General features: G+C 64.6%; 21 protein-coding genes. 18 read left to right on the top strand and 3 right to left on the bottom strand.

Features of this window, described 5'->3' with window-relative positions; all coding sequences use genetic code 11:
- The first annotated feature begins 341 nt into the window (after nucleotides 1–341).
- From pyrR to CIK76_RS06845, 13 genes are all read left to right on the top strand, one after another.
- Entirely contained in the window at nucleotides 342–911 is a 570-nt protein-coding gene (gene pyrR / locus CIK76_RS06905; RefSeq protein ID WP_096284786.1) for a bifunctional pyr operon transcriptional regulator/uracil phosphoribosyltransferase PyrR, read from the top strand.
- A complete protein-coding gene (locus CIK76_RS06900; protein WP_096284784.1) occupies nucleotides 908–1870 on the top strand; it encodes an aspartate carbamoyltransferase catalytic subunit in 963 nt (320 codons plus the stop codon). Before pyrR ends, CIK76_RS06900 begins: the two co-directional genes overlap by 4 nt.
- Before the next feature lie 10 nt (nucleotides 1871–1880).
- Nucleotides 1881–3185 (top strand): dihydroorotase, encoded by a 1305-nt coding sequence (locus tag CIK76_RS06895; protein WP_096284782.1) that lies wholly within the window; start codon nucleotides 1881–1883, stop codon nucleotides 3183–3185.
- Nucleotides 3178–3687, top strand: coding sequence for a hypothetical protein (locus tag CIK76_RS06890; RefSeq protein ID WP_096284780.1), 510 nt, complete (start codon nucleotides 3178–3180; stop codon nucleotides 3685–3687). The genes CIK76_RS06895 and CIK76_RS06890 overlap by 8 nt, the downstream gene beginning before the upstream one ends.
- A complete protein-coding gene (carA, locus tag CIK76_RS06885) occupies nucleotides 3688–4857 on the top strand; it encodes a glutamine-hydrolyzing carbamoyl-phosphate synthase small subunit (protein WP_096284778.1) in 1170 nt (389 codons plus the stop codon).
- Entirely contained in the window at nucleotides 4857–8135 is a 3279-nt protein-coding gene (gene carB, locus CIK76_RS06880; protein WP_096284776.1) for a carbamoyl-phosphate synthase large subunit, read from the top strand. Before carA ends, carB begins: the two co-directional genes overlap by 1 nt.
- A complete protein-coding gene (pyrF, locus tag CIK76_RS06875; RefSeq protein ID WP_096284774.1) occupies nucleotides 8128–8961 on the top strand; it encodes an orotidine-5'-phosphate decarboxylase in 834 nt (277 codons plus the stop codon). Before carB ends, pyrF begins: the two co-directional genes overlap by 8 nt.
- A 133-nt stretch (nucleotides 8962–9094) precedes the next feature.
- The gene (gene mihF / locus CIK76_RS06870; RefSeq protein ID WP_047119171.1) at nucleotides 9095–9430 is read left to right on the top strand and encodes an integration host factor, actinobacterial type; all 336 of its coding nucleotides are present in this window, start codon (nucleotides 9095–9097) and stop codon (nucleotides 9428–9430) included.
- Between the two features lie 3 nt (nucleotides 9431–9433).
- Nucleotides 9434–9997, top strand: coding sequence for a guanylate kinase (gmk, locus tag CIK76_RS06865; protein WP_096284772.1), 564 nt, complete (start codon nucleotides 9434–9436; stop codon nucleotides 9995–9997).
- Nucleotides 9990–10268 carry a DNA-directed RNA polymerase subunit omega gene (gene rpoZ, locus CIK76_RS06860; RefSeq protein ID WP_096284770.1) on the top strand — a complete coding sequence of 93 codons (279 nt, stop codon included), beginning with the start codon at nucleotides 9990–9992 and terminating at the stop codon, nucleotides 10266–10268. The genes gmk and rpoZ overlap by 8 nt, the downstream gene beginning before the upstream one ends.
- A 76-nt stretch (nucleotides 10269–10344) precedes the next feature.
- Nucleotides 10345–11571, top strand: a complete 1227-nt coding sequence (gene coaBC / locus CIK76_RS06855; protein ID WP_255248382.1) for a bifunctional phosphopantothenoylcysteine decarboxylase/phosphopantothenate--cysteine ligase CoaBC — start codon at nucleotides 10345–10347, stop codon at nucleotides 11569–11571.
- A 77-nt stretch (nucleotides 11572–11648) separates the two neighbouring features.
- On the top strand, nucleotides 11649–12854 hold the full coding sequence (metK, locus tag CIK76_RS06850) for a methionine adenosyltransferase (RefSeq protein ID WP_096284766.1): 1206 nt from the start codon (nucleotides 11649–11651) through the stop codon (nucleotides 12852–12854).
- 7 nt (nucleotides 12855–12861) lie between these two features.
- Nucleotides 12862–14823 carry a primosomal protein PriA gene (locus CIK76_RS06845; protein ID WP_096284764.1) on the top strand — a complete coding sequence of 654 codons (1962 nt, stop codon included), beginning with the start codon at nucleotides 12862–12864 and terminating at the stop codon, nucleotides 14821–14823.
- 7 nt (nucleotides 14824–14830) lie between these two features.
- On the opposite strand, the gene CIK76_RS06840 is transcribed toward CIK76_RS06845, so the two are convergent.
- On the bottom strand, nucleotides 14831–15697 hold the full coding sequence (locus CIK76_RS06840; RefSeq protein WP_096284762.1) for an alpha/beta hydrolase: 867 nt from the start codon (nucleotides 15695–15697) through the stop codon (nucleotides 14831–14833).
- Between the two features lie 9 nt (nucleotides 15698–15706).
- Nucleotides 15707–16591: a sugar-binding domain-containing protein gene (locus tag CIK76_RS06835; RefSeq protein WP_343252117.1), complete on the bottom strand. Its 885-nt coding sequence runs from the start codon at nucleotides 16589–16591 to the stop codon at nucleotides 15707–15709.
- A 231-nt stretch (nucleotides 16592–16822) separates the two neighbouring features.
- On the opposite strand from CIK76_RS06835, the gene CIK76_RS06830 reads away from it, so the two are divergent.
- Genes CIK76_RS06830 through glpK form a run of 3 tightly spaced genes read left to right on the top strand, consistent with a single transcriptional unit; the run spans nucleotide 16823 to nucleotide 20826 of the window.
- Entirely contained in the window at nucleotides 16823–18502 is a 1680-nt protein-coding gene (locus CIK76_RS06830; protein WP_255248380.1) for a glycerol-3-phosphate dehydrogenase/oxidase, read from the top strand.
- Between the two features lie 54 nt (nucleotides 18503–18556).
- Nucleotides 18557–19288 (top strand): MIP/aquaporin family protein, encoded by a 732-nt coding sequence (locus tag CIK76_RS06825; RefSeq protein WP_096284758.1) that lies wholly within the window; start codon nucleotides 18557–18559, stop codon nucleotides 19286–19288.
- Nucleotides 19289–19305: 17 nt separating this feature from the next.
- Nucleotides 19306–20826, top strand: coding sequence for a glycerol kinase GlpK (gene glpK / locus CIK76_RS06820; protein WP_096284756.1), 1521 nt, complete (start codon nucleotides 19306–19308; stop codon nucleotides 20824–20826).
- Nucleotides 20827–20937: 111 nt separating this feature from the next.
- On the opposite strand, the gene CIK76_RS06815 is transcribed toward glpK, so the two are convergent.
- A complete protein-coding gene (locus CIK76_RS06815) occupies nucleotides 20938–22728 on the bottom strand; it encodes an HNH endonuclease signature motif containing protein (protein ID WP_096284754.1) in 1791 nt (596 codons plus the stop codon).
- A gap of 143 nt (nucleotides 22729–22871) precedes the next feature.
- On the opposite strand from CIK76_RS06815, the gene CIK76_RS19780 reads away from it, so the two are divergent.
- A complete protein-coding gene (locus CIK76_RS19780) occupies nucleotides 22872–23156 on the top strand; it encodes a hypothetical protein (RefSeq protein WP_255248379.1) in 285 nt (94 codons plus the stop codon).
- 262 nt (nucleotides 23157–23418) lie between these two features.
- The gene (gene leuS / locus CIK76_RS06805; RefSeq protein ID WP_096285279.1) at nucleotides 23419–25938 is read left to right on the top strand and encodes a leucine--tRNA ligase; all 2520 of its coding nucleotides are present in this window, start codon (nucleotides 23419–23421) and stop codon (nucleotides 25936–25938) included.
- Nucleotides 25939–25944 lie beyond the last annotated feature (6 nt).

Here is a 25944-nt window from a genome sequence, read left to right as displayed (position 1 = left end):
ACCCGCGTGGCCCCGGAGGCAGCACCTGCCGAGGCCTAGGAGGTTCTGCGCCGCGACGGGGAGCAGCGTGAAAAACTCAACATTGCTTCTTCGGCATTTCCGAGGATCCGCTGTGGCGAAGCCAACAATTCAAGCCCTTCGAACCTCGGGCGCTGCGGTACTTTCCTGCCATTAGCGGGGATGGCTGCGCGAGCCCGGAAAGCGCCGTGAGAGAGATCACCGATCATTCAGTGTCATGCATAGCTTTCCGCTAGGGAATGGTGGCCGGATCGTGATAATTTGAACTAGCAATATTCCTTTAAATCCCGTCCCGTGAGGCGGAGAAGGGAGAGGTGCACAGGATGAATGAAAATTCACAGGCCGATGTGGCTCGCACGGTATTGACCGGCGAGGATATCGAACGTGTACTGACCCGTGTGGCCTTCGAGATCATCGAAGCCAACAAGGGCACCGAAGATCTGGTGCTATTAGGCATTCCGAGCCGCGGCTATCCGCTGGCCCAACGCCTCGCACAGCGCATCGCCGCTTCCGCGCCGACCCAGCTTGACCCCGCGTCGCTGGTCGGACAGCTGGATATCACCATGTACCGCGACGACCTGCGGCACACCACCACCCGCACCCCGGCGCCAACCCGCCTGCCTGCGGGCGGCATCGACGGCAAGGTCGTCGTGCTGGTGGACGACGTGCTCTACTCCGGACGCACCATCCGCGCCGCCTTGGATGCGCTCTCCGATTGGGGGCGCCCGCGCATCGTGCGGCTGGCGGTTCTGGTGGACCGCGGTCACCGCGAACTTCCCATCCGCGCGGACCACGTAGGCAAGAACCTGCCCACCGCGAAAAGCGAAAAGGTGCGCGTGCACCTGGCCGAAGTCGATTCAAGCAACGAAGTCATCATCGAGGCCAGCGCATGAAGCACCTGCTCTCCACCGCGGATCTAAGCCGCGCCGAAGCCATCGCCATCCTCGACATCGCCGAGGAAATGCGCGAAACCGGCACCCGCGAGGTCAAGAAGCTTCCGGCCTTGCGCGGACGCACCGTGGTGAACCTGTTCTTCGAGGACTCCACTCGCACGCGCATCTCCTTCGAGGCCGCCGCCAAGCGGCTGAGCGCGGATGTGATCAACTTCTCTGCCAAGGGCTCGAGCGTCTCCAAGGGCGAATCGCTGAAGGACACCGCCCAGACGCTGCTGGCCATCGGCGCGGACGCGGTAGTCATCCGCCACCCGGACTCCGGGGCGCCGGCGCGGCTGGCGGCCACCGACTGGATCGGGCTGCCGATCGTAAACGCCGGAGACGGCACCCATGAGCACCCCACCCAGGCGCTGCTGGACGCCTTCACCCTGCGCCGCCAGCTGGCCCTGCGCGAGGGAACCAGCCCGGCCGGCCGCGGGCTGGACGGGCTGAAGGTCGCGATCGTCGGAGACATTCTGCATAGCCGCGTGGCCCGCTCGAACCTCTGGCTGCTGAACACCCTGGGCGCCTCGGTGACCATGGTCGCCCCGCCGACCCTGCTGCCGGTGGGCGCGAGCGCCTGGCCGTGCACCATCAACTACAACCTCGACGAGGTCATCGCCTCCGGGGTGGACGCGGTGATGATGCTGCGCGTGCAGGGCGAACGCATGCGTGCCGCCTTCTTCCCGAACCCGCGCGAATACTCGCGCTACTGGGGACTGGACGACACCCGGCTGAAGGCCCTGGAAGCCAACGGGGACGACACCCTCATCCTGCACCCGGGCCCGATGAACCGCGGCCTGGAAATTTCTTCGGCTGCCGCCGACTCGCCTCGCTCGATGGTCCTGGAACAGGTCACCAACGGCGTGGCGGTGCGCATGGCAAGCCTGTATATGCTCCTCTCCGGCGACCTGATCTAAGGAACTGATTATGACGTATTTGATTCGACAGGCCTCCGTGCTCGGTGGCGAACGCACCGACGTGCTGATCAGTGACGGCAAGGTCGCCGAGATCGGCACCATCCCCGCGGCCGAGGGCGCCACCGTGATCGAGGCCGCCGGCATGGTGCTGCTGCCGGGCCTCGTTGACCCGCACACCCACCTGCGCGAACCGGGCCGCGAAGACGCCGAAACGGTGGAGACCGGGTCGAAGGCCGCCGCCAAGGGCGGCTACACCGCGGTGCACGCGATGGCCAACTCCACCCCGGTGGCCGATACCGCCGGCGTCGTGGAGCAGGTCTACGAACTGGGCCGCAAGGCCGGCTGGGTGGACGTCCGCCCGGTGGGTGCGGTCACCGTGGGCCTCGGCGGCGCGCAGCTGAGCGAAATCGGCGCGATGGCCGACTCGCGCGCCAAGGTACGCATGTTCTCCGATGACGGCATCTGCGTCTCGGACCCGCTGCTGATGCGCCGCGCGCTGGAATATGTGAAGGCCTTCGACGGGGTGATCGCCCAGCACGCCCAGGAGCCACGGCTCACCGAGGGTGCGCAGATGAACGAGGGAGAGGTCTCCGCGGTGCTCGGCATGGCCGGCTGGCCGGCGGTGGCCGAAGAGTCGATCATCGCCCGCGACGTGCTGCTGGCCGAGCATGTCGGCGCGCGCCTGCACGTGTGCCACGTCTCCACCGCCGGCTCGGTGGAGATCATCCGCTGGGCCAAGGCCCGCGGCATCCAGGTCACCGCCGAGGTCACCCCGCACCACCTGTTGCTGACCGATGAGTTGGTCAAGACCTTCGACCCGGTGTTCAAGGTCAACCCGCCGCTGCGCCGCGAAGAGGACGTGCTGGCGCTGCGCGCCGGCGTCGCCGACGGCACCATCGACGTGATCGGCACCGACCACGCACCGCACCCCTCCGAGGCCAAGGACTGCGAATGGGGAGCGGCCGCGATGGGCATGACGGGGCTGGAGACCGCGCTGTCGATCGTGCAGCACACCTTGGTGGAGACCGGACTGCTTTCCTGGGCCGACGTCGCCCGGATCACCTCGCAGACCCCGGCGGAGATCGGCAGCCTGAGCGATCAGGGCCGGCCCATCGCCGTGGGGGAGCCGGCCAACCTGACCCTGGTCGATCCGGCAGCGCGCTGGATCGTCGACCCGGCCGCCATGGCCACCAAGGGGCGCAACTCGCCGTTCGCCGGCATGGAGCTGCCCGGAGCGGTGCATGCCACCTTCTACCACGGCCACGCCACGGTGCTCGATGGCGCGCTGGCCAGCCCGCGGGTAGCCAATGACTAGCGGCGAACTCACCTCGGCGCTGGTCACCATCGGGATCGTCGTACTGTTCTGTGCGCTGATCCTGATCGGCTGGCGCAATATGAAACGCCGGCAGTCCGGCATCCCGGCACCCTACGCCGGGTTCGCGGACCGGCGAGAGCACAGCTTCGAGGGCATGTACGTGGCCACCACCCGGTTCGAGGACTGGCTTGACCGGATCGCCGTGCATCAGCTCGGGGTCCGGGCCAATGCCAGCCTGGAGCTCGGCGAGGCCGGCATCCACCTGATGCGCCCGGGCACCAGCGATGTGCACATTCCCTGGACCGCCTACGTGAAGGTGGCCCGCTCCTCGGGCATGGTCGGAAAGTTCGTCGAAAAAGACGGGCTGATCGTGATCACCTGGGTGAAGGATGATTTCACCTTCGACACCGGATTCCGTCCTCGCTACCACGAGGACACCGCCAAGATTTATCAGTTGCTGGCGTCGCACCAAGCCGACGCGGCCGAGCAGGAGACAAACTAAGTGAATTCCCTGAGCAACCTACCAGCAGTGTTGGTACTCGAAGATGGCCGCATCTTCCGTGGACGCAGCTACGGCGCCGTGGGCACGACCCTCGGCGAAGCAGTGTTCACCACCGGTATGACCGGGTACCAGGAAACCCTGACCGACCCGTCCTACGCGCACCAGATCGTCGTCCAGACCTTCCCGCACGTAGGCAACACCGGCGTGAACAGCGAAGACCCGGAGTCCAAGCGCATGTGGCCCTCGGGCTATGTGGTCCGCGACGCGGCCCGCCGTCCTAGCAACTGGCGCAGCGAGCGCACCCTGGACGAGGACCTGGTCGGCTACGGCATCGTGGGCATCCGCAATGTGGACACCCGGGCGCTGACCCGCCACCTGCGCGACGCGGGCGCCATGAAGTCCGGCATCTTCTCCGGCGAGGAGGCCAACCGCTCCGAGGCGGAGCTCGTCGCGCTGGTCAAGGCGCAGCCCGCGATGGCCGGACGGAACATCTCCGCCGAGGTCTCCGTGGACAAGGCCTACACCGTTGAACCGGCCGAGCACGGCTACACCGGCGAACCGCTGCACACCGTCGCCGCCGTGGACCTGGGCATGAAGTCGATGACCCCGCGCCGCCTGGCCGAGCGCGGACTGCGCGTGCACGTGCTGCCGCACGATGCAACCCTGGAGGATATCAAGGCCACCGGCGCCACCGGCGTGTTCTTCTCCAACGGCCCCGGCGACCCGGCCACCGCCACCCGGCAGGTGGAATTGGTCCGCTCCGTGCTGGATGCCGGCATGCCGTACTTCGGCATCTGCTTCGGCAACCAGATCCTGGGCCGCGCGCTGGGCTTCGACACCTACAAGCTGCGCTTCGGGCACCGCGGGATCAACCAGCCGGTGATGGACAAGTCCACCGGGCGGGTGGAGATCACCAGCCAGAACCACGGCTTCGCCGTCGACGCGCCGCTGGAGGGAGCCGTCACCGCACCGGTGGCCCGCTTCGGCCAGGTGGAGGTCTCGCACTTCTCGCTGAACGACCGCGTGGTCGAGGGCCTGTCCTGCCTGGACATCCCGGCGTTCTCCGTGCAGTACCACCCGGAGGCAGCATCCGGCCCCCACGATGCCGCCTACCTATTCGACCGTTTCGTTTCCGCGATGAATTCCGCCGCAGATAAGGACAGCAAGTAATGCCTAAGCGCACCGATCTCAACTCAGTACTCGTCATCGGTTCGGGTCCGATCGTCATCGGCCAGGCGGCCGAATTCGACTACTCCGGCACCCAGGCCCTGCGCGTGCTCAAGGAGGAGGGCCTGCGGGTCATCCTGGTCAACTCCAACCCGGCCACCATCATGACCGACCCGGAATTCGCCGACGCCACCTACGTCGAGCCGATCACCCCGGAGGTTGTGGAGAAGATCATCGCCAAGGAACGCCCGGATGCGATCCTTCCCACCCTGGGCGGCCAGACCGCGCTGAACACCGCCATCGCGCTGGACAAGTCCGGCGCCCTGGAAAAGTACAACGTCGAGCTGATCGGCGCGAATATCGAAGCCATCGAGCTGGGTGAGGACCGCGAGAAGTTCAAGGGCGTTGTCGAGCGCTGCGGCGCCGAGTCCGCCAAGTCGGTCATCGTGCACACCCTGGAGGAGGCCTTCGCCGCCGTCGAGATCCTGAACTACCCGGTGGTCGTGCGTCCTTCGTTCACCATGGGCGGGCTGGGCTCGGGCATGGCCTACAACGCCGAAGACCTGCGCCGCATCGCCGGCGCCGGGCTGCAGTACTCGCCGACCACCGAGGTGCTCCTGGAGGAGTCCATCCTGGGCTGGAAGGAATACGAGCTGGAGATGATGCGCGACAAGAACGACAACGTCGTGGTCGTCTGCTCCATCGAGAACTTCGATCCGGTCGGCGTGCACACCGGCGACTCGATCACCGTCGCCCCGGCGATGACGCTGACCGACCGTGAATACCAGAACCTGCGCGACATCTCCATCGCGGTCATCCGCGAAGTCGGCGTGGACACCGGCGGCTGCAACATCCAGTTCGCCATCGAGCCGGACACCGGCCGCGTCGTGGTCATCGAGATGAATCCGCGCGTCTCGCGCTCCAGTGCGCTGGCCTCCAAGGCCACCGGCTTCGCGATCGCCAAGATCGCCACCAAGCTGGCCGTGGGCTACACCCTGGATGAGATCCCGAACGACATCACGAAGAAGACCCCGGCCTCCTTCGAGCCGGCCCTGGACTACGTGGTGGTCAAGGTTCCGCGCTTCGCCTTCGAGAAGTTCCCGGCGGCCGACAAGACCCTGACCACCACGATGAAGTCCGTCGGCGAGGCGATGGCCCTGGGCCGCAACTTCACCGAGGCGCTGCAGAAGGCCCTGCGCTCGCTGGAGCAGAAGGGCTCCGAGCTGTCCTTCGAGCCGATCCCGGAAGCGGAGCACGAGGCCGTGCTGGCCTCCATCGTGAAGGGCTCGACCGAGCGCCTGTCGCTGGTCCAGCGCCTGCTGTTCTCCGGAGTGTCCATCGAGCGCCTGTTCGAAACCACCGCCATCGACCCGTGGTACCTGGATCAGCTGGCGCTGATCAACGAGACCGCGCAGCTGATCGCCGCGAACAAGGACCTGTCCGAGGAGCTATTGCGCGAGGCCAAGCGCCACGGCTTCTCCGACGCGCAGATCGCGGCGTTGACCGGCAAGTCCGAGGCGGTCATCCGCGGGATCCGCCACGCGCTGGGCGTGCGCCCGGTCTTCAAGACCGTGGACACCTGCGCTGCCGAGTTCGAGGCGTTCACCCCGTACATGTACTCGACCTATGACGAGGAAACCGAGGTGGTCGCGCATCAGAAGCCTTCGGTGATCATCCTCGGATCCGGGCCGAACCGCATCGGCCAGGGCATCGAATTCGACTACTCCTGCGTGCACGCGGTGATGGCGCTGCGCGCCGCCGGGCACGACACCGTGATGATCAACTGCAACCCGGAAACCGTGTCCACCGACTACGACATCTCCGACCGCCTGTACTTCGAGCCGCTGACCCTGGAAGACGTGCTGGAAATCATCCACGCCGAAGAGCAGTCCGGCGGGGTGCTCGGCGTCTTCGTGCAGCTGGGCGGGCAGACCCCGTTGAAGCTCGCCGCCGAGCTGAAGGCCGCCGGCGTGCCGATCCTGGGTACCTCCCCGGAGGCCATCGACCTGGCCGAGCACCGCGGCGCCTTCCAGCAGGTGCTGGACAACGCCGGGCTGATCGCCCCGAAGAACGGCACCGCGGTGTCCTTCTCCGACGCGAAGGCCATTGCGGACTCCATCGGCTACCCGGTGCTGGTGCGCCCGAGCTACGTGCTCGGCGGACGCGGCATGGAAATCGTGTATGACGAGGCGCATCTGGAGCGCTACATCGCCAACGCCACCGAGATCACCGTGGACCACCCGGTGCTGGTGGACCGCTTCCTGGAAGACGCCATCGAGATCGACGTGGACGCCCTGTTCGACGGCACCGACCTGTACATCGGCGGCATCATGGAGCACATCGAAGAGGCCGGCATCCACTCCGGCGACTCGTCGTGCACCCTGCCTCCGATCACCTTGGGCCCGGATGTGCGCGACCGCGTGGCGGCAGCCACCCGGGCCATCGCCGAGGGCGTGGGCGTGCGCGGGCTGATCAACATCCAGTTCGCGCTGGCAAGCGACATCCTCTACGTGATCGAGGCGAACCCGCGTGCCTCGCGCACCGTGCCGTTCACCTCGAAGGCCACCGGCGTGCAGCTGGCCAAGGTCGCCGCCCTGATCGGCGTCGGGCACAGCATCGCCGAAATGCGCGGCACTTCGCTGCCGGCCACCGGCGACGGCACCCACCTGCCGGATTCGGCACCGATCGCGGTGAAGGAAGCGGTGCTTCCGTTCGCTCGCTTCCGCACCCCGGAGGGCAAGGTCGTCGACTCGCTGCTGGGCCCTGAGATGCGCTCCACCGGCGAGGTGATGGGCATCGACAAGTACTTCGACACCGCCTTCGCCAAGTCCCAGGCGGCGGCGAACAACCCGCTGCCTACCGGCGGCAAGGTCTTCGTCTCGGTCGCCAACCGCGACAAGCGCTCCATCGTGATCCCGGTCAAGCACCTGGCCGACATCGGGTTCGAGATCCTGTCCACCGGCGGCACCGCCGAGGTGCTGCGCCGCAACGGCATCCCGACCCAGGTGGTGGGCAAGGTCCACGAAGGCGGCGAGTCGATCGTGGACTTGATCAACGCCGGCCAGATCGGCCTGATCCTGAATACTCCGACGGGCTCCGAAGCCCGTGGGGACGGCTACGAGATCCGTGCCGCCGCCGTTTCGGTGGGCACCCCGATCATCACCACCGTGGCCGAGTTCGGCGCCTGTGTGCAGGCCATCGACGCGCTGCGCGAATACGAGTGGGACGTCACCAGCTTGCAGGAGCACGACAAGAACCTGCGCGGGGCCCGCAATGCCTAACTTCGGAACCCGCCTTCGGGCGGCGATGGAGGCCTCGGGGCCCCTGTGTGTGGGCATCGACCCGCACCCGGGGCTGCTCCGGGCGTGGGGGCTGGAGGACAGCGCCGCCGGAGTGCGATCTTTCTCACTGACCGTGGTGGAAGCCATGGCCGGGGCGGCCGCAATTCTCAAGCCGCAGGTCGCTTTATATGAGCGATTTGGCTCGGCCGGATTCGCCGCCCTGGAAGAAACTCTGCGCGCAGCAAAATCCGCGGGAATTTTAACCCTCGCGGATGCCAAGCGTGGCGACATCGGATCGACCATGGCAGCCTATGCGACCGCGTGGTTGGACGATGCCTCGCCACTGGCCAGCGACGCGGTGACGCTGAGCCCATACCTGGGCTACGAGTCCCTGCGCCCGGCCATAGACCTGGCCGCGCAGACCGGTCGCGGAGTGTTCGTCTTGGGGCTGACTTCGAACCCGGAGGGGCCCTCCGTGCAGCATGTAGGCGGGGAAAAGTCGGTTGCAAAATCGATTATTGACCAAGTCAGTGCCGAAAATGCGGATGCTGAAGATATGGGCCATGTGGGCTTGGTGGTCGGCGCAACGATCGGAGATGCCCCCAAGAAATTGGGCATCGACCTGAGTCTGACCAAGGCTCCCTTGCTCACCCCGGGTCTCGGCGCCCAAGGGGCTACAGCACAGGATATCGCCACCGCTTTCGCCGGCAGCTACCGCCAGGTGCTAGGCACGAGCAGCCGCGACATCCTCCAGGCCGGGCCTAGTGTAAACGCATTGCGCGCAAAAGCGTTGCAAGTACGCGATGAATTATTGGCCGCCGGCTAAATAAATAGCAGAATCGCGTTGTGGCTATTACAGTTTCTGGTAGCCACAACGCGATTACTCTTGCAAAAACCGCGTTTGATCGCTATGTTCACAACATAGCCATAGTCCACTACACATTAAGGATGGCTGAACGATGGTACTGCGAGAACTCTCAGACGAAGACCGCATCCGGGCCCGCGCCAAGGCATTGGCCGCCCGCACCCGCCGTGCGGAAATTAAAGCCCAGTTCAGTGCCGGCAAAATCTCCATCACGGAGGTACTAGACTTGGTATACGAAGATGAGGCTGTGGGACGCATGCGTGTCATGGACCTCTTGGAGTCGGTGCCGGGTGTCGGCGAAGTGCGCGCAGCGAATCTGCTGGAGCGTCTTGGCATTTCCCCTTCGCGTCGCTTGCGCGGATTGGGACGCAAGCAGCGCACGGCAATCACCGAACACTTCAAACAATCTCCGCCAAAAACGAAAGTGTAGTCAATGACCGCTGCGTCGGTAACCGTTCTAGCCGGCCCTACGGCCGTAGGCAAGGGCACCGTCTCTACCTACATCCGTGACAATTATCCTGATGTCTGGCTCTCGGTGTCGGCAACGACACGGGAGCCTCGGCCGGGGGAACAAGATGGAGTCCACTACTTCTTTGTGGGCCCGGAAAAGTTCCATCAGCTGGTGGACAACGACGACATGCTGGAATGGGCGGTGGTGCACGGGCGCAATAGCTACGGCACCATTCGCTCAACGGTTAATGACGCGGTGGCCAACGGCAAGAAAGTACTGCTGGAAATAGATTTGCAGGGCGCGAGGCAGGTTAAAGAGACGCTGCCCGATGCGAAGTTCGTCTTTTTGGCCCCGCCATCCTGGGACGAATTGGTGCGCCGGCTGATCGGGCGCGGTACCGAAACCGCCGAAGAGCAGCAGCGCCGGCTAGAAACCGCTAAACTGGAACTTGCGGCCGAATCGGAATTCGATGTAACCATCGTTAATGACGATGTTCCACGTGCCGCCGAAGAGCTTGTTGCCCTCATGGGGCTGAAGAATGACTAAAGGGAGTCCTGTGTCCAATCTAGAGGGAATCATTAACCCATCGATCGACTCGTTGCTTGAGACCAACGACTCGAAGTACGCGCTGGTGCTGAATTCGGCCAAGCGCGCACGCCAGATCAACGCCTACTACGCACAGCTGAACGAAGGCCTGTTCGAGTATGTTGGTCCATTGGTTGAGACCAAGTTGAATGAGAAGCCATTGACCATCGCACTTCGCGAACTGGACAATCAGCTGCTCAAGGTCTCGCGGGCCGAGGCCACCGAAGACTAATAGCAAAGATGGCGTCCCGAGCGGACGCCATCTTTTTCTTTAACCACCAGGTTATAAATCACCAAGGATGAACTGCGTGAAGCGTATCGTTTTGGGCGTCTCGGCCGGGATCGCCGCCTATAAGTCAGTGTTGTTGCTTCGCTTGCTGCGCGAGGCCGGGCATCACGTGGACGTGATCCCCACCGAGAACGTGGCTAACTTCGTAGGCAACGCCACCTGGGAGGCCCTTTCCGGCAACCCGGTGACCTCCAAGGTCTTCGACGCCGTCGAATCGGTGAACCACGTGCGTCTGGGCCAGCAGGCAGATCTGGTGCTCGTCGTCCCGGCCACCGCGGATATCATGGCCAAGGCCGCGGCCGGGATCGCCGATGATCTGTTGACCGGCACGCTGCTTGCCACGCGCGCCCCGGTGGTAATGGCCCCGGCCATGCATACCGAAATGTGGCAGCACCCGGCCACACGAGCAAATGTCGACACGCTGCGCGGCCGCGGAGTGAAGGTTATCGAACCCGCCAGCGGGCGCCTGACTGGCAAGGACACCGGCCCCGGAAGGCTTCCGGAGCCCGAAGAGATCCTCGCCGAGATCGCGCCATTGCTGAGCACCCCCCTGCTGGCCGGACAGCGCGTCCTGATTACCGCCGGGGGCACGCGCGAGCCGCTGGATCCGGTGCGCTTCCTGGGCAACCGTTCCTCGGGCCGCCAAGGCGTCGCTCTGGCGCAGGCCGCCCGTGATGCCGGTGCGCAGGTGACGCTGCTCGCGACGCACCTTGAGGTTCCGGCCCCGCATGGGGTCCGCCTGGTCCACGCCTCCAGCGCACTGGAACTGCGTGCTGCGGTTTTTGCCGAAGCGCCGGGAAACGATGTGCTGATCATGAACGCGGCCGTCGCCGACTTCCGACCGGCTTCCATCGAGAATTCGAAGATCAAGAAACGCGACGAGCACTCCGCCCCGGTGATCACCCTGGTGCGCAATCCGGACATCCTTGCCGAGGTGGTCCAGGCGCGTTCCGCGGACGCCACCCTGCCCGGGTTGATCGTTGGCTTCGCCGCCGAGACGGGCGATGAGCACGGCAGCGTGCTGGACTACGGCCGCTCCAAGCTCGAACGCAAGGGCTGCGAAATGCTGGTGGTCAACGAGGTCGGCGCGCAGCTGACCTTCGGGGAGGACACCAATAGCGTTCAGGTGCTTTTCGCCTCGCAGGCGCCCAGCGTGCAGGCCCAGGGAAGCAAGCTGGACGTGGCACGGGTAGTCATAGAGCAGATCGCCGACGCAATAATCGGACATTCACGCGTCACAAAGTGAGCCGCGCCATATAGCGCTTGGTCACGTAACGTCGCAACTAAAAGCAATCGGTCGGTCAGACCAGATAGAGTAAAAAGGTGACTTCAACTAGCCCCGAACTTCGTCTTTTCACCTCGGAATCCGTCACCGAGGGACACCCGGACAAGATTTGCGACCAGATCTCGGATGCAATCCTCGACGCCATGCTGGCGCAGGATCCGAACTCCAAGGTTGCGGTCGAAACGCTGACCACCACCGGACTGGTGCATGTGGCCGGCGAGGTAACCACCAACGGTTATGTCGAGATCCCCGAGATCGTGCGCAGCACCATCCTGGATATCGGCTATGACTCCTCGGCCAACGGCTTCGACGGCGCCCGCTGCGGCGTGTCGGTCTCCATCGGCCAGCAGTCCCAGGAAATCCACGACGGCGTGTTCAACTCGCTGGAATCCCGCGAGGGTACCGCCGAGGGGCCGCGCGACCTGCAGGGCGCCGGCGACCAGGGCCTGATGTTCGGCTACGCCTCGGATGAAACCGATTCGCTGATGCCCACCCCGATCTTCCTCGCTCACCGCCTCTCCGAGCGGTTGACCCAGGTGCGCAAGAACGGACGCATGCCGTTGCTGCGACCGGACGGCAAAACCCAGGTGACCATCGGCTACGACGGGGACACCCCGGTCTCGGTGGATACCGTGGTGGTTTCCAGCCAGCACGCCGCCGAGTACGAGCTGGAGACGCTGAAGGCCGATCTCGCCGAAGAGGTGGTTGCGCCGATTCTGGAGCGCGTGGATCTGGATACCTCGAACGTGAAAATCATTCTGAACCCTTCGGGCCCGTTCGTCATCGGCGGTCCGGTGGGGGATGCCGGGTTGACCGGCCGGAAGATCATCGTGGACACCTACGGTGGTTTCGCCCGCCATGGTGGTGGCGCGTTCTCCGGCAAGGACCCTTCGAAGGTTGACCGTTCGGCGGCCTACGCGATGCGCTGGGTAGCCAAGAACGTCGTCGCAGCAGGCCTGGCCCGCCGCGCCGAGGTGCAGGTGGCCTACGCCATCGGCGTGGCGCGTCCGGTGGGACTCTATGTGGAGACCTTCGGCAGCGAAACGGTTGACCCGGCCAAGATCACCCACGCCATCAACGAGATCTTCGACCTGCGCCCGCTGGGCATTATCGAAGATCTGGACCTCTTGCGTCCGATCTACCGCAAGACCGCCGCGCACGGCCACTTCGGCCGCGACGACAACGATTTCACCTGGGAGCGTCTGGACCGCGTGGACGCGTTGCGCAACTGGTTCAACGCCTAGGAACCAGGTGCAGCAGGATGCCCTGATCTCAGCACCCGAGCCGGCCCGTATCAAACGGGTTGCCCGGGTGCTGATTGATTCTTCGGTCCCGCACCTGGACCGGCTCTTCGACTATGAGGTGCCGCCCTCGATGGTTCAAGGCGCGAGAGTGGGTGCGCGCGTCAAGGTGCCCTTCGGCCCGCAGCAGCTGCCCGGGTTCATCACCGAAATCCTCGAAGACCATCCCTCGCCAATCAAGCTGAAGGCGCTGGCGAAACTAGTCAGCGACCAGGTTGTATTGCACCGTCCGGTCTTCGAGGTCGCCGAGCTGGTGGCCAACCGCTATGCCGGCACCGTGTGGGATGTGGTGCGCCTTGCGGTGCCGCCGCGCGCGGCGAAGGTGGAAAAAGAAGAGCTGCTCGACCAGCTGCCCACCCTGCCCGAATCACCGAATCAGCTAGAGCACTACGAGCAGGGCGCCCAAGCGCTGCAAGCCTGGGCCAATGGGGACACGTTGCGGGCGGTGGCCACCTGGGTGCCGAACTTCTTTGGCTCCTGGCCAGGATTCCTGCTGGATGCCTGCCGCCCGGTGCTGGCGCGCAAGGAACGGGTCCTGCTCCTGGTGCCCGATGCCAGCGATCTGGAACGCCTAGCCGAGCATCTGGACGAGCACTATGGCAAGGATTGCTATGCGCGCTTGCAGGCCGATGACGGGCCGACTCCGCGCTACCGGAATTTCTTGCGCGCCATCGGCGGCCACGTGCACATCGTGATCGGCACCCGTTCGGCGGCCCAATGCCACGTGCCGGACCTCGGGCTGATCGTGCTGTGGCAGGATTCGGACCAATCCCATCGCGAGCAACGCGCGCCCTACCAGCATGCGCGCGAGGTGGCGTTGTTGCGCAGCACGCACGGAAACTGCTCGTTGCTGATCGCCTCGCCATCACGTTCGGTGGAGGCCCAACGCCTGGTCGCTACCGGCTGGGCCATCGAGTTGAAGATGCCGCGTGAGATTTTACGCGCACACACCGCCCGCGTGGTGGCGACCACCAATGATTTTGAACTGGAACGAGATCCGGTGCTGGCCCGGGCCCGAATCCCGTCCCTCGCCTGGCGTGAGGCCACCAAGGCCCTGGAAACCGGCCCGGTGCTGGTCCAGGTGGCCCGCACCGGGTTCATGCCCGCCCTGGCCTGCCAGGACTGCCGCACGCTCGCGCGCTGCCCGCAATGCCAAGGTCCGCTGCAGCTGGGCGGCTCCGGTCATCATGTGGCCTGCAAATGGTGCGGAGAGCAGTATCGCGAGTACCGGTGCGCAGAGTGCAGCTCTCCGCGCATCCGCGCCGCCAGCATCGGCGCCGACCGCACCGCCGACGAGTTGGGCCTCGCCTTCCCGAAGGTGCCGGTGATTTCCTCCACCGGTGCGAAGCCGGTGCGCCGGCTGAGCGGCAAGCCGGCGCTTGTCGTCGCCACTCCGGGGGTCGAACCCTTCGTGGAAGCCGGATACCGTGCGGTGCTCCTCTTGGACGCCGACAAGATGATGGCCCATGACTCCTTGCGCAACACCGAAGAGGTGCTCAGCCGGTGGTTCACCGCAGCCTCTCTGGCCAGCAGCTCCGGGGTCGTGGTGCTCACCGGAACGCCCAGCCCGGCCGGGGCCGCGCTGGTCAGGTACGACCCGGCGAGCTTTGCCGAGCGGGAGCTGGGGGAGCGGCGTGAACTTGGCCTGCCGCCAGCGGTGCGCAGCGCCGTGATCTCCGGCCCCGGGGCCGAACGGCTGATCGCCGCACTGGACCCGGCAATGCGCGAACGGCTTCAAATCCATGGGCCGACCATTATCGACGGGCCACCGATCGAACACCGTTATGTGGTCTTCTACTCCTACGCCGAGGGAGCGGCAGTGACCTCGGCGCTGCGCGCCCTGCGCGCGCGGATGTCCGCGGCCAAGGACCCGGTGGTCAATATCGCGGTGGATCCCGACGAGGTGCTCTGATCCCCGTTTAGGCGTCGATCCGAGCCAGGAATTTGGTGATCGCCGCGGCGGTCTCGGGTGCTTTTTCGTAGTGGATCAGGTGTCCGACGTCTTCGAGCATCACCAGTTCGGCGTGCGCGAAGCTCGCCCGCAGGGTTTCCTGGGTTTGCGCGGTGCCCAGCTCATCGAGCATGCCGCCAACCAGCAAGGCCGGGATGCCGATTGTCCCGGCGTACCCGCCCACCGTGCAGCTGATCGATGCTTGGTAGGACTGGGCCAGGGTGTCGCGTGAATGGAAACCGCCGAAGTAGGCGCGGTGTTGCTCGCGCACGTACGCACGCATTGCCGGATCCTTGCTTTTGGTCATGACCAGGCTCATCGCGTCGGAGAAGAGCTTCGAGCGGAGCACCGCCTCGCCAAGGGGCGCAGGGAGTTTGGCGCACAGCGTGTAGTAGCAGCCGGTGAGCTTGGCGATGAAGGCTTGGGAGGATTCGAGGGCCAACTCGGAAATGGGATTGAGCAGCAGCAGGGCGGAGAAGCCGCGCTGTGTGGCGAGTTTGGCGGCGACCAGCGAGCCGAAGGAATGCCCGAGCAAGATGCTGTGCGCCGGCAGGTGAAGTTCGTCGGCCAGGTCGTTGAGCGCCAGGGCATAGCCGTCGACGTCGTGAGCCAGCTGCATCGAGGTGGATGCGCCGAACCCCGGCAGGTCCGGCACGATGATCGTATATTGCGGCAGCTGCTCGATGATCCGGGTCAGTCCGTGATGATCCCCGCGGAATCCATGGATCGCAAAGATGACCCCGGCGCTGCTTGCGGTGCTGGCCGGATAGCTGAAGACCCTGGTGTTCGAGCCGTGCAGGGCGTGGGTGGTGACCAATTCGGTGCGTGGGCTCATAGCTTAAGCCTACCCGTCCAAGAGGGCCATCGCGGTGCCCTCGTCTATGACCAGTTCGGTGATCAGCCCGCCATTGAGTGCGCCGCGAACGGCGTTGATCTTGCCTCGGCCGGCCACCACGCAGAAGCGCCGTGGCACCTGGCGCAGCGCGGCGAGGGTGGGGCCGGTAGCCCGGGCATTGATCTCGATTTTTGCGTCATTTCCATGCTTGTCGAAGAACACGGTGGCCACGTCGCCCACCACACCCTTCTCTCGCAATTGCCTCGTTTCGGCTTCGCTCAGGTAACCACCGCGGTACACCTGGGAGGCGAGTTTTGAGTCGGCCGCGCCGAGCGAGAAGACCGCCAGGTTCATTTCCTCCTGAATATTCAGCACGCGTCGCACGGAAGTTTCCTGCCACATCGCTTCCCGCGTGCTGGCCTTGTCGAAGAAGGCCGGGACCGGGAACTGTTCGGTGCGCGCGGTGAAGGCCTGGCCGAAGCGGGTGAGGATTTCGCTTGCATAGCGCACACCGCTGGATACCGGGTTGGCGGCCCCATTCAATTGGACGACCACCGAATCATGGGTGGGATGGCTGTTCAAGGCGGCGGAAACCGCTTGCATGGTTTGCCCCCAGGCCACGCCAATGGTCATCGATGAGGAGACCATGGTGCCCAAGTGGTAGGCGGCGTGCGCCGACACGCGTTGGAGGAGTTCGGTATCGTCCATCGAACCGTCGGTAGGCACCAAATGCACGCTGATCCCGTATTGCTCGGCGAGCTGGTTGCCGAGCAGCGCGGACATATTTGCGGAAGGGTTGATCTTCACCGACACCATGCCGGTGCGTTTGGCATGAGCGAGCAGGCGGGAGACCGTGGAGCGTGAAACCCCGAGTTCACGGGCGATTACCTCCATCTTGATGTCCTGCAGGTAATACAGCTGGGCCGCCCGCAACGCATCCTTCGCTTTGGGGCTGGCTTGCACGGATGTGCCAGGATTTGGCAGTTTGTACGGACCGGAGCTGGGGGATATCTGCATCAATGGGACCTTTTCTGCACGTTTGTGCATTTCGTTTGACCGTTTCGTTCCATGGTGACCAGACTAACTGTTGACACGTACCAATCGTCAATAAAGGGGCATGTAATCGTGAATCGGGACCAGCTAGAGCAACTTCGTGCACGGCCAAAGGCGCGCGTGCTCGTTGTCGGCGGCGGCATCAATGGCGTAGCAACTTTCCGCTACCTGGCGATGCAGGGAATCGATGTGGCGCTGGTGGAACGCGGGGACTACTGCCAAGGCGCCTCGGGTGCCAGCTCGCATATGATCCACGGTGGCATCCGCTACCTGGAGAACGGAGAGTTCCGTCTGGTCCACGAATCGGTCCAGGAACGCAACTCCCTGTTGGAGATCGCCCCGCACTATGTGAAACCGCTGCAGACCACGATTCCGATCTTCTCCACCTTCTCCGGCATGCTCAGCGCTCCAATGCGCTTCTTGAGCCACAAGTCGGGAAAGCCCACCGAACGAGGTGCGGCGCTGATCAAGGCCGGCCTGATCATGTATGACGTCTTCGCCGGCATCGGCGGACGCAATACCCCATGGCATAACTTCAAGGGAGCCAAGGCCGCCCGCAAGGATCTGCCCGCTTTGCGCGACGATGTGAAGTACACCGCCACCTACTTCGACGCCTCGGTGCATAACCCCGAGCGGCTCACCCTGGACGTCTTGCGCGACGGACTGAAGGCCAGCGACCAAGCGCGCGCCTCGAACTACGTGGAGCTTGCCGGCGTTGAATCGGGAACCGCGAAATTGCGCGATGTGCTCAGCGGCGCGGAATTTGATTTCGACGCCGAGGTCATCATCAATGCCACCGGCGCCTGGGTTGACCTGACCAACGCGGAGCTTGGCAAGGAAACCAAATGGACCGGCGGCACCAAGGGCTCGCACATCGTGCTGGACCACCCGGAACTGCTTGCCGCCACCGGCGGGCGTGAGATCTTCTTCGAAAACGAAGACGGCCGCATCGTGCTGATTTACCCGATGCTCGGCCGCGTCCTGGTGGGCACCACCGACCTGGAACACGATATGCGTGATCCTGCGGTGTGCACCGAGGCGGAAGTGGACTACTTCTTCGACCTGATCCAACAGGTCTTCCCGCGGATCGAGGTGGCCAAGGAAGATATCGTCTACAAGTTCTCCGGCGTGCGTCCGCTGCCAAACCACGACGATACCGCTCCGGGCTTCGTTTCGCGCGATTACCAGGTGAAGGAAACCCGCCTGACCGATAGCACTACGATGCTTTCGCTGATCGGCGGCAAATGGACCACCTTCCGCGCGCTGGCCGAGAACCTCGGGGGCAAGGCGTTGGATTTCCTGGGCGAAAGCGCGAAGGTCAGCACCGAAGGTGTGGCCATCGGCGGAGGCAAGAACTTCCCGAAGAACGACGGCGAACTTGCCGCCTGGTATGCCGCCCGCGAGCAGCGTGCGCCGCATTCACGCCTGCGCGTGCTGCTCGAGCGCTACGGCACCGGGGCCGACAGCGTGCTGGAGCAGCTCGGCCAGCACGAGCAGCTCCTGGAGCACAGCAGCGAACTGTCCGTTGAAGAACTTGCCTACTTAGCCGAGCATGAGCAGGTCGGTCGCCTGATCGACGTGTTCATCCGGCGCACCAACCTCGCCTTCCGCGGGCTGGTCACCAAAAGTTTGGTCATCGAGGTCGCCTCGCACCTCGTGACGCCAATGGGCTGGGATCAGTCCCAGACCGAAGCCGAGATCGACCATTCGCTCTCGGTACTTGCAGATAGCCATGGGGTCATCCTCGCGTAACCTGCACCGGCCGGCGGCAGGTTGCCGTCGGCCTACGAAATCACTAAGAGGTCAATGTTGTCCACTCACGTGTTTCTTGCCGAATTAGCCGGCACATTCATTCTCCTACTCATGGGCGGCGGTGTCTGCGCCAACGTCGCGTTGAAAGGCACCCTCGGTAGCGCCGCCGGATGGCTTGCCATCAGCTTCGGCTGGGGTCTAGGCGTCTACTGCGGTGTCTGGATCGCCGGTATTTCAGGTGCTCACCTGAACCCTGCGGTGACCCTGGGCTTGATGATCAACCCAGATATCACCGAATACGCACCGGGCGTCGCCATCACCTTCGCCAACACCATGCTCTATTTCCTGGCGCAGCTCGTTGGTGCCTTCCTTGGCGCCGTTGGCGTCTGGCTGGCCTACAAAAAGCACCTCGATGACAAGCAGAACGCCGGCAGCCAGCTTGGCGTCTTCGCCACCGGTCCGGCGATCCGCTCCTATGGCTGGAACGTCGTCACCGAGGTATTCGGCACGTTTGTGCTCGTCTTCGTCATCGCCGGTCTGGGAAAGACCCCGCACCAGCTCGGCCCGCTAGCGGTCGCACTGCTCGTGGTGGCCATCGGCCTGTCCCTCGGTGGAGCTACCGGCTACGCCATCAACCCGACCCGTGACCTCGGTCCGCGACTAGCACACGCTATCCTTCCTATCAAGGGCAAGGGTTCTTCCGACTGGGCCTACTCCTGGGTGCCCATCACCGGTCCGGTCATCGGTGGTCTACTTGGCGGCGTCGCTGCCGGCTTCCTGTTCTAGAAAGAGAGATGTGAATCATGAGTGAAAAATATGTCATCGCCATTGACCAGGGAACGACCAGTTCCCGAGCCATCGTCTTCGATCATGCAGGCGAGGTTGTCTCGGTAGGCCAGCTGGAGCACGAACAGATTTTCCCGGCCGCTGGTTGGGTTGAGCACGACGCAGCGGAAATCTGGAACAACACCCGAGAAGTCATCGGCCAAGCCCTGTCCAAGCAAAACCTGACCCGCCACGACATCGAAGTTGTCGGCATCACCAACCAGCGCGAAACCGCCGTGGTCTGGGACAAGAACACCGGCAAGCCGGTGTACAACGCGATCGTCTGGCAAGACACCCGCACCCAGGACATCGTCGACGAGTTGGCCAAGGACGGGGGAGTCGACCGCTACAAGGACCGCGTCGGCCTGCCACTGGCCACGTATTTCTCCGGAACCAAGATCAAGTGGATCCTGGACAACGTCGAAGGCGCTCGGGAGCGTGCCGAAGCCGGCGACCTGATCTTCGGCACCACTGATACGTGGGTACTGTGGAACCTGACCGGCGGCGTGGACGGCGGCGTGCACGTCACCGACGTGACCAACGCTTCGCGCACCCTGTTCATGGATCTGAAGACGCTGACCTGGGATGAGCAGATCCTGGCGGACTTCGGTGTGCCAGCTTCGATGATGCCCGAGATTCGCTCTTCCTCAGAGGTGTATGGCACCGTGGCCGGCAATCAGCTGCTGCGCGAAGTACCCGTGGCCGGCATCCTGGGCGACCAGCAGGCAGCCACCTTCGGCCAGGCCGCTTTCACCGCCGGTACCGCGAAGAACACTTACGGCACCGGTTGCTTCTTGATCTTCAACACCGGCACCGAGATCGTGCATTCCTCTAACGGTTTGCTCACCACCATGGCCTACAAGCTGGGCGATGCCGCTCCGGTCTATGCCTTGGAAGGCTCGATCGCCGTGGCCGGTTCGCTGGTGCAGTGGTTGCGTGACAATATCGGCATGATCGCCACGGCTCCCGAGATTGAAGAGCTGGCGGCCAAGGTGGAGGACAACGGCGGGGTCTACATCGTCCCGGCGTTCTCGGGCCTGTTCGCCCCGTATTGGCGTGCCGAGGCTCGTGGCGCCATTGTGGGCCTGACCCGCTTCGCGAACAAGAACCATATTGCCCGCGCGGCGCTGGAGGCCACCGCCTTCCAGACCCGCGAGGTGCTTGATGCGGTCAACGCCGACGCCGAGGTGCCTCTGACCGAGCTGAAGGTTGACGGTGGCATGGTTGCCAACGAGAGCCTGATGCAGTTCCAGGCGGACATCCTAGGTGTCCCGGTGGTCCGTCCAAAGGTTACCGAAACCACGGCATTGGGCGCCGCATATGCCGCAGGCCTGGCCGTGGGCTTCTGGAAGGGCCTGGGCGAGCTGGAAACCAACTGGTCCGAGGACAAGCGTTGGGAACCGGCCATGGGTGAAGAAGAGCGCGAGCGCAGCCTGCGCCTTTGGAAGAAGGCAGTGACTCGCACCTTCGATTGGGTGGATGAGGACACGAAGGCCTAACTCGGCCTCGCCGCCCTCGACCTTGTCGATGAGCCGATAGCAGCGGACCCCGAATCAACTGATAATCGTTGATTCGGGGTCCCGCTGTCGTTAACCCTCAACGCCGGGACATCACTCGTCGTTCTCCGGTGGCTCCGGACCAGCTACATCGGGGTCGGGAGCATCACCGAGCTGCAGCGCATCCCAATAGGTGTTGCGCCGCGGTTTCTGCTCCGGGTCCAGATGCGGAGGCAGGATGACGTGCGGCAGGCCGTTGACGTCCACGATCTTAAGCTGTCCGAGATGGCGGCTATGGTGGCCATCGGGGCAGACCGCCGCCCCGGATTTAACACTTGTGGTGCCACCCTCGGCCCAGGGCAGCTTATAGTGATCGATCTCCACGTGATCGGGAGCCGTGGTGCAGCCGGGCACAATGCATCCGCGATCACGCGCCAGCACACCCGCCCGCACGTAGCCCTCGTGGTAGCGTCTGGATCTTCCCATGTCCAGGGGTTGGCTGTTGCCGCCGAGCACCACGGGGATCACATTGGCTTTGGCAAGAGCCCGTCTGAGCTCGCCGGGCGGGAGCCGAACGCCGTTGGAAGTAGTCCCATAAGCGCGGTCCAGATTCTGCAGATCGCTGAGCCACATGTAGACAATGAATCGCGGGATGACCGCCTTGGCCTTGCCTCCTGCGGGGGTGGCGAGAATCGCCATGAGCGCGTTGAGCCTGCGCAGTGCGACGCTGACCTCCTCGCGGTCCGAGGCAACTTCTGCGTTGGCCGGGATGCTCTTCCCGGGCGTTGCTTCAGCATCGTCCGCTGGCAGCTCGGGTTTGGCTCCGGAGGGTTCTTCCGCTGCGCGGGCCCAGTCGGGCATGGGATTTTCGGTGCGCAGCCATGTTGGTGCTCCGGCTGTTGGTTCCTCGGCGGTGCCGGACCGGTCGATAGATTCGGCGGATTCCGCCGCCCGGGCAGCCGTTGGCTCGGTGGCGGGCTGATCGGCTGCTTCGGTGCTGCCATCGGGCTGCACGGGGGTCCGGGCTGCCTGGCCGGCCTTGGTGCGCGGGGCGCTGGCCTGCACGGCGATCGAACGGATCAGCTGGGCCTGCGTGGCTAGGGTGCGAAGGGTGAATTCGTGCACGCCTTGGACCACCGGGCCGATGAACAGCCCGAGCTTCGGTGGGAGCTTGTCGCCTTTGAGCTGCTTGTAGAGACTGATCCGGGAGCTGATGTCTTTGCGTGCTTCATCTGGCCCCAGGCTCCGCAGTGACTCGGCGGCATGCTCCTCCAGGAAGCGGCCGTCGGTGCCGCGCGCCTTCAGCTCGGTGGGCACGCCGTCGAAGGTGGTGTCGGTGGCTTCGAGCTTCTCCAGGCGACGTGCGGTGGCTGCGATGCTGCGGCGGTCGGCGCCGCCCTTGGCATAGACCTCGGCCAGCTGGGCGAAGCGCGGCTCGCAGATCGTGCCTTGCGGCGTACGGCGGCCGATGAGCAGGTGGGCATCGTCGATACGGCGTTGGGCCTCGAAGTAATTCAGTCCAAGCCAGGCGGCGAGCAGATCGCCGGTGCTCTGATAGCAGGTGCGGCCGGCGGCTAGTTCGGGCTGCGCCTCGAAGCTGCAGGTGCCGTCGCGCAGCCCGTCGTAGGTTTCCAGACTGAGCGCGTGCGCGCCGCTGGCCTCTGCATCCAGTGCGGTGGTGAGCTGGGCGAGGTGGACCTGTTGGGAGAACTTCTCGACCAGATCCGCATGGGCCAGGACCAGGCGCGGGTCGCGGGTCTGGTGGACCAGCTGGCCGATGGCGGTGAACAAGGCCAGACAGAGGATCCCCAGGCGCACGAGCATGGCACCGGTGAGGTGCGCCCCGAGCTGAAGCGGGGCCCTGCACAGGGTGTGCAGCGCTGAGATGAGTGCTGGCGTGTTCATGCCTCCATGATTACGCCGGGGCGGCCCTGCGCCGCGGCTTCGTCCGCGGGTTGTGGATAGCGTGGCGGAATATTTCTTGCGCCGGCCTTGGGCGCGATGGAAACCCCCGGCATTTCGTATCCAGCGGGGAGCCCCTGGGCTGGATGCATGCGGCAGAATGGTCCGCGTTGGGCGAGGACTTCGACAGCCCGATCTGGCCCCGTGGAATCTGGCCAGGGGAGCGCTGGGTGTTCATCGACTGGGATGCTAGCGAGCCGAGTACCAGATTGGGGGACTTGGCCTATGCCGCGCAGGCTTTTCGGGCAATGACCCGGCGGATCTCAGCGCGTTCCTCGACGGCTACCAGGCCGCTGCCCGCCATGATCGAACGGATCGGCCCCATGCACGGGCTGCTGGATTCGCCGAGTATCCGCGGCGTCGAAGCGTAGGGATCCATGTTTGCCGACGGGTAGGGGGTTCATTGGGCTGCGGTGCCAGCCGGCGGCCGGGGAAGCGATCGTGGGCATGCCGTTTTTGCCGTGGCGCAGCGCGCACTTCATCGATGCACCTCTGCGGCTGGAACTGCGATAGAATCGCTGTATGCATTTTCAGCGCGACCTAGTCTAAGAGCGGCCTGCGGCCGTACCCCCGAGTGGATATTTGGGGGCTTTTGTTGTGTCTGGAGACAATACCAAGTTTTTCCGTCAGGAAATTTTTCCGCAAGTTTGTGAGACGAGCTCAGTGACATCATCGACGAACGAGACCAGAACCTACGACTTCAAGGACCTCGAGTCCAAGTGGCTACCGGTTTGGGATGAACTAGAAGTGTTCAAGCCGGCCGACGATGGCACCCGTGAACGTCGCTACGTGCTGGATATGTTCCCCTACCCCTCCGGTGACCTGCACATGGGCCACGCGGAGGCCTTTGCCATGGGCGATGTCGTCGCACGCTACTGGCGCCTGCGTGGCTTTGACGTCATGCACCCCATCGGCTGGGATTCCTTCGGCCTGCCGGCGGAGAACGCCGCGATCAAGCGCAATGCGCACCCGGCCGAGTGGACCTATAAGAACATCGACACCCAGGCCGAGAGCTTCAAGCGCTACGCCATCTCCGCGGATTGGGATCGCCGGCTGCACACCTCGGATCCGGAGTACTACCGCTGGACGCAGTGGCTGTTCAACAAGTTCTACGAAAAGGGCCTGGCCTACCGCAAGGACCACCCGGTCAACTGGTGCCCGAAGGACCAGACCGTGCTGGCCAACGAGCAGGTAGTCAACGGCGCCTGCGAACGCTGCGGCACCGCCGTGACCAAGAAGTCGCTGAACCAGTGGTACTTCAAGATCACCGAGTACGCCGACCGCCTGCTCGAGGACATGGATGCGCTCAAGGGCCACTGGCCCGAGCGCGTGCTGCTGATGCAGAAGAACTGGATCGGCCGTTCCGAAGGCGCCCAGGTCACCTTCCAGATCGAAGCCCACGAGCAACTGGCCGAGGTGCAGATCCCGGTCTTCACCACCCGCCCGGACACCCTCTACGGGGCGACCTTCATGGTGGTCGCCGCGGATGCCGCGCTGGCCAACGAGCTGGTCACCGAGCAGCACCGCGAAGCGCTGGAAGCCTACCAGGAGCAGGTCAAGACGCTCTCGGAAATCGAACGCCAGTCCAGCGAGCGCGAGAAGACCGGCGTGTTCACCGGCCGCTACGCGATCAACCCGCTCTCGGGTGGGAAGCTGCCGGTCTGGGCGGCGGACTACGTGCTGGCCGACTACGGCACCGGCGCGATCATGGCCGTGCCCGCGCACGACCAGCGCGACCTGGACTTCGCCCGCACCTTCGACCTGCCGGTGCGCGTGGTCGTGGAGACCGGCGAAGAGGACCCGGCCGTGTCGGGAACCGCCACCGCCGGCGAGGGCAAGCTGGTCAACTCCGGTGAGCTGACCGGGCTGGACAAGACCGAAGCGGTCGCCAAGGCGATCGAAATCGTGGAAGCCGCCGGCACCGGCGAACACACGGTCAACTACCGGCTGCGCGACTGGCTGCTGAGCCGCCAGCGCTTCTGGGGCACCCCGATCCCGATCATCCACTGTGCCGAATGCGGCGAGGTCCCGGTACCCGATGACCAGCTGCCGGTGCGCCTGCCCGATAACCTGCGCGGTGAGCAGCTGGCGCCGAAGGGCACCAGCCCGCTGGCCGCCGTGGCGGAGTGGGTCAACGTGCCCTGCCCGAAGTGCGGGGCGGACGCCAAGCGCGACACCGACACCATGGACACCTTCGTGGACTCCTCCTGGTACTTCCTGCGCTTCGTCTCCCCGAACTACACCGAGGGCCCCTTCGACCCGCAGGCGGTCCGCGACTGGATGCCGGTAGGCCAGTATGTCGGCGGCGTCGAGCACGCGATCCTGCACCTGCTCTACTCGCGCTTCTTCACCAAGGTCATCCACGACCTGGGCCTGATCGACGCGACCGAGCCGTTCAGCGCGCTGCTGAACCAGGGCCAGGTGCTCAACGGCGGCAAGGCCATGAGCAAGTCCCTGGGCAACGGCGTGGACCTCGGCGAGCAGCTGGACAAGTTCGGCGTCGACGCGGTGCGGCTGACCATGATCTTCGCCTCCCCGCCGGAGGACGACGTGGACTGGGCCGATGTGTCCCCAAGCGGTTCGCAGAAGTTCCTGGCCCGCGCCTGGCGCATCGCCCAGGACGTCACCAGCGCACAGGACGTGGACTACACCACCGGTGAGAAGGCGCTGCGCCAGGTCACCCACCGCACCGTGCACGAGGCAGCCGCGCTGCTGGATTCGGGCAAGTTCAACGTGGTGATCGCCAAGACCATGGAATTGGTCAACGCGGCGCGCAAGACCATCGATTCGGGAGCCGGCGCCGCCGACCCGGCCGTCCGCGAGGCGGCCACCGTCACCGCCCAGCTGCTGAGCATGTTCGCCCCCTACACCGCCGAGGACATGTGGGCCGAGCTCGGCTACGCACCGAGCGTCGTGAACAGCGCCTGGCCGGAGGTCGATGAGTCGCTGCTGGTTGACGATACCGTCACCGCCGTGGTCCAGATCAAGGGCAAGGTCCGCGCACGCCTGGAAGTTCCGATCGACATTTCCGAGGATGACCTGCGCGAGCAGGCCTTGGCCCATGAGACGGTGATTCGCATGCTCGACGGCAAGGAGCCGTTGAAGGTCATCGTCCGTGCGCCGAAGCTCGTGAATGTGGTTCCGGCACCGTAAGCTCAA

This window comes from Glutamicibacter sp. BW80 (genome assembly GCF_002332385.1).
GTDB lineage: Bacteria > Actinomycetota > Actinomycetes > Actinomycetales > Micrococcaceae > Glutamicibacter.
The sequence above is the reverse complement of the archived record's forward strand: the minus strand, read 5'-3'. Positions and strand labels throughout refer to the sequence as shown.

Coding starts and splice junctions, on each gene's coding strand:
- pyrR (WP_096284786.1), top strand. CDS start 342: ATGAATGAAAATTCACAGGCCGATGTGGCTCGCACGGTATTGACCGGC.
- CIK76_RS06900 (WP_096284784.1), top strand. CDS start 908: ATGAAGCACCTGCTCTCCACCGCGGATCTAAGCCGCGCCGAAGCCATC.
- CIK76_RS06895 (WP_096284782.1), top strand. CDS start 1,881: ATGACGTATTTGATTCGACAGGCCTCCGTGCTCGGTGGCGAACGCACC.
- CIK76_RS06890 (WP_096284780.1), top strand. CDS start 3,178: ATGACTAGCGGCGAACTCACCTCGGCGCTGGTCACCATCGGGATCGTC.
- carB (WP_096284776.1), top strand. CDS start 4,857: ATGCCTAAGCGCACCGATCTCAACTCAGTACTCGTCATCGGTTCGGGT.
- pyrF (WP_096284774.1), top strand. CDS start 8,128: ATGCCTAACTTCGGAACCCGCCTTCGGGCGGCGATGGAGGCCTCGGGG.
- mihF (WP_047119171.1), top strand. CDS start 9,095: ATGGTACTGCGAGAACTCTCAGACGAAGACCGCATCCGGGCCCGCGCC.
- gmk (WP_096284772.1), top strand. CDS start 9,434: ATGACCGCTGCGTCGGTAACCGTTCTAGCCGGCCCTACGGCCGTAGGC.
- rpoZ (WP_096284770.1), top strand. CDS start 9,990: ATGACTAAAGGGAGTCCTGTGTCCAATCTAGAGGGAATCATTAACCCA.
- CIK76_RS06840 (WP_096284762.1), bottom strand. CDS start 15,697: ATGAGCCCACGCACCGAATTGGTCACCACCCACGCCCTGCACGGCTCG.
- CIK76_RS06835 (WP_343252117.1), bottom strand. CDS start 16,591: ATGGAGGTAATCGCCCGTGAACTCGGGGTTTCACGCTCCACGGTCTCC.
- CIK76_RS06825 (WP_096284758.1), top strand. CDS start 18,557: ATGTTGTCCACTCACGTGTTTCTTGCCGAATTAGCCGGCACATTCATT.
- glpK (WP_096284756.1), top strand. CDS start 19,306: ATGAGTGAAAAATATGTCATCGCCATTGACCAGGGAACGACCAGTTCC.
- CIK76_RS06815 (WP_096284754.1), bottom strand. CDS start 22,728: ATGAACACGCCAGCACTCATCTCAGCGCTGCACACCCTGTGCAGGGCC.
- CIK76_RS19780 (WP_255248379.1), top strand. CDS start 22,872: ATGCATGCGGCAGAATGGTCCGCGTTGGGCGAGGACTTCGACAGCCCG.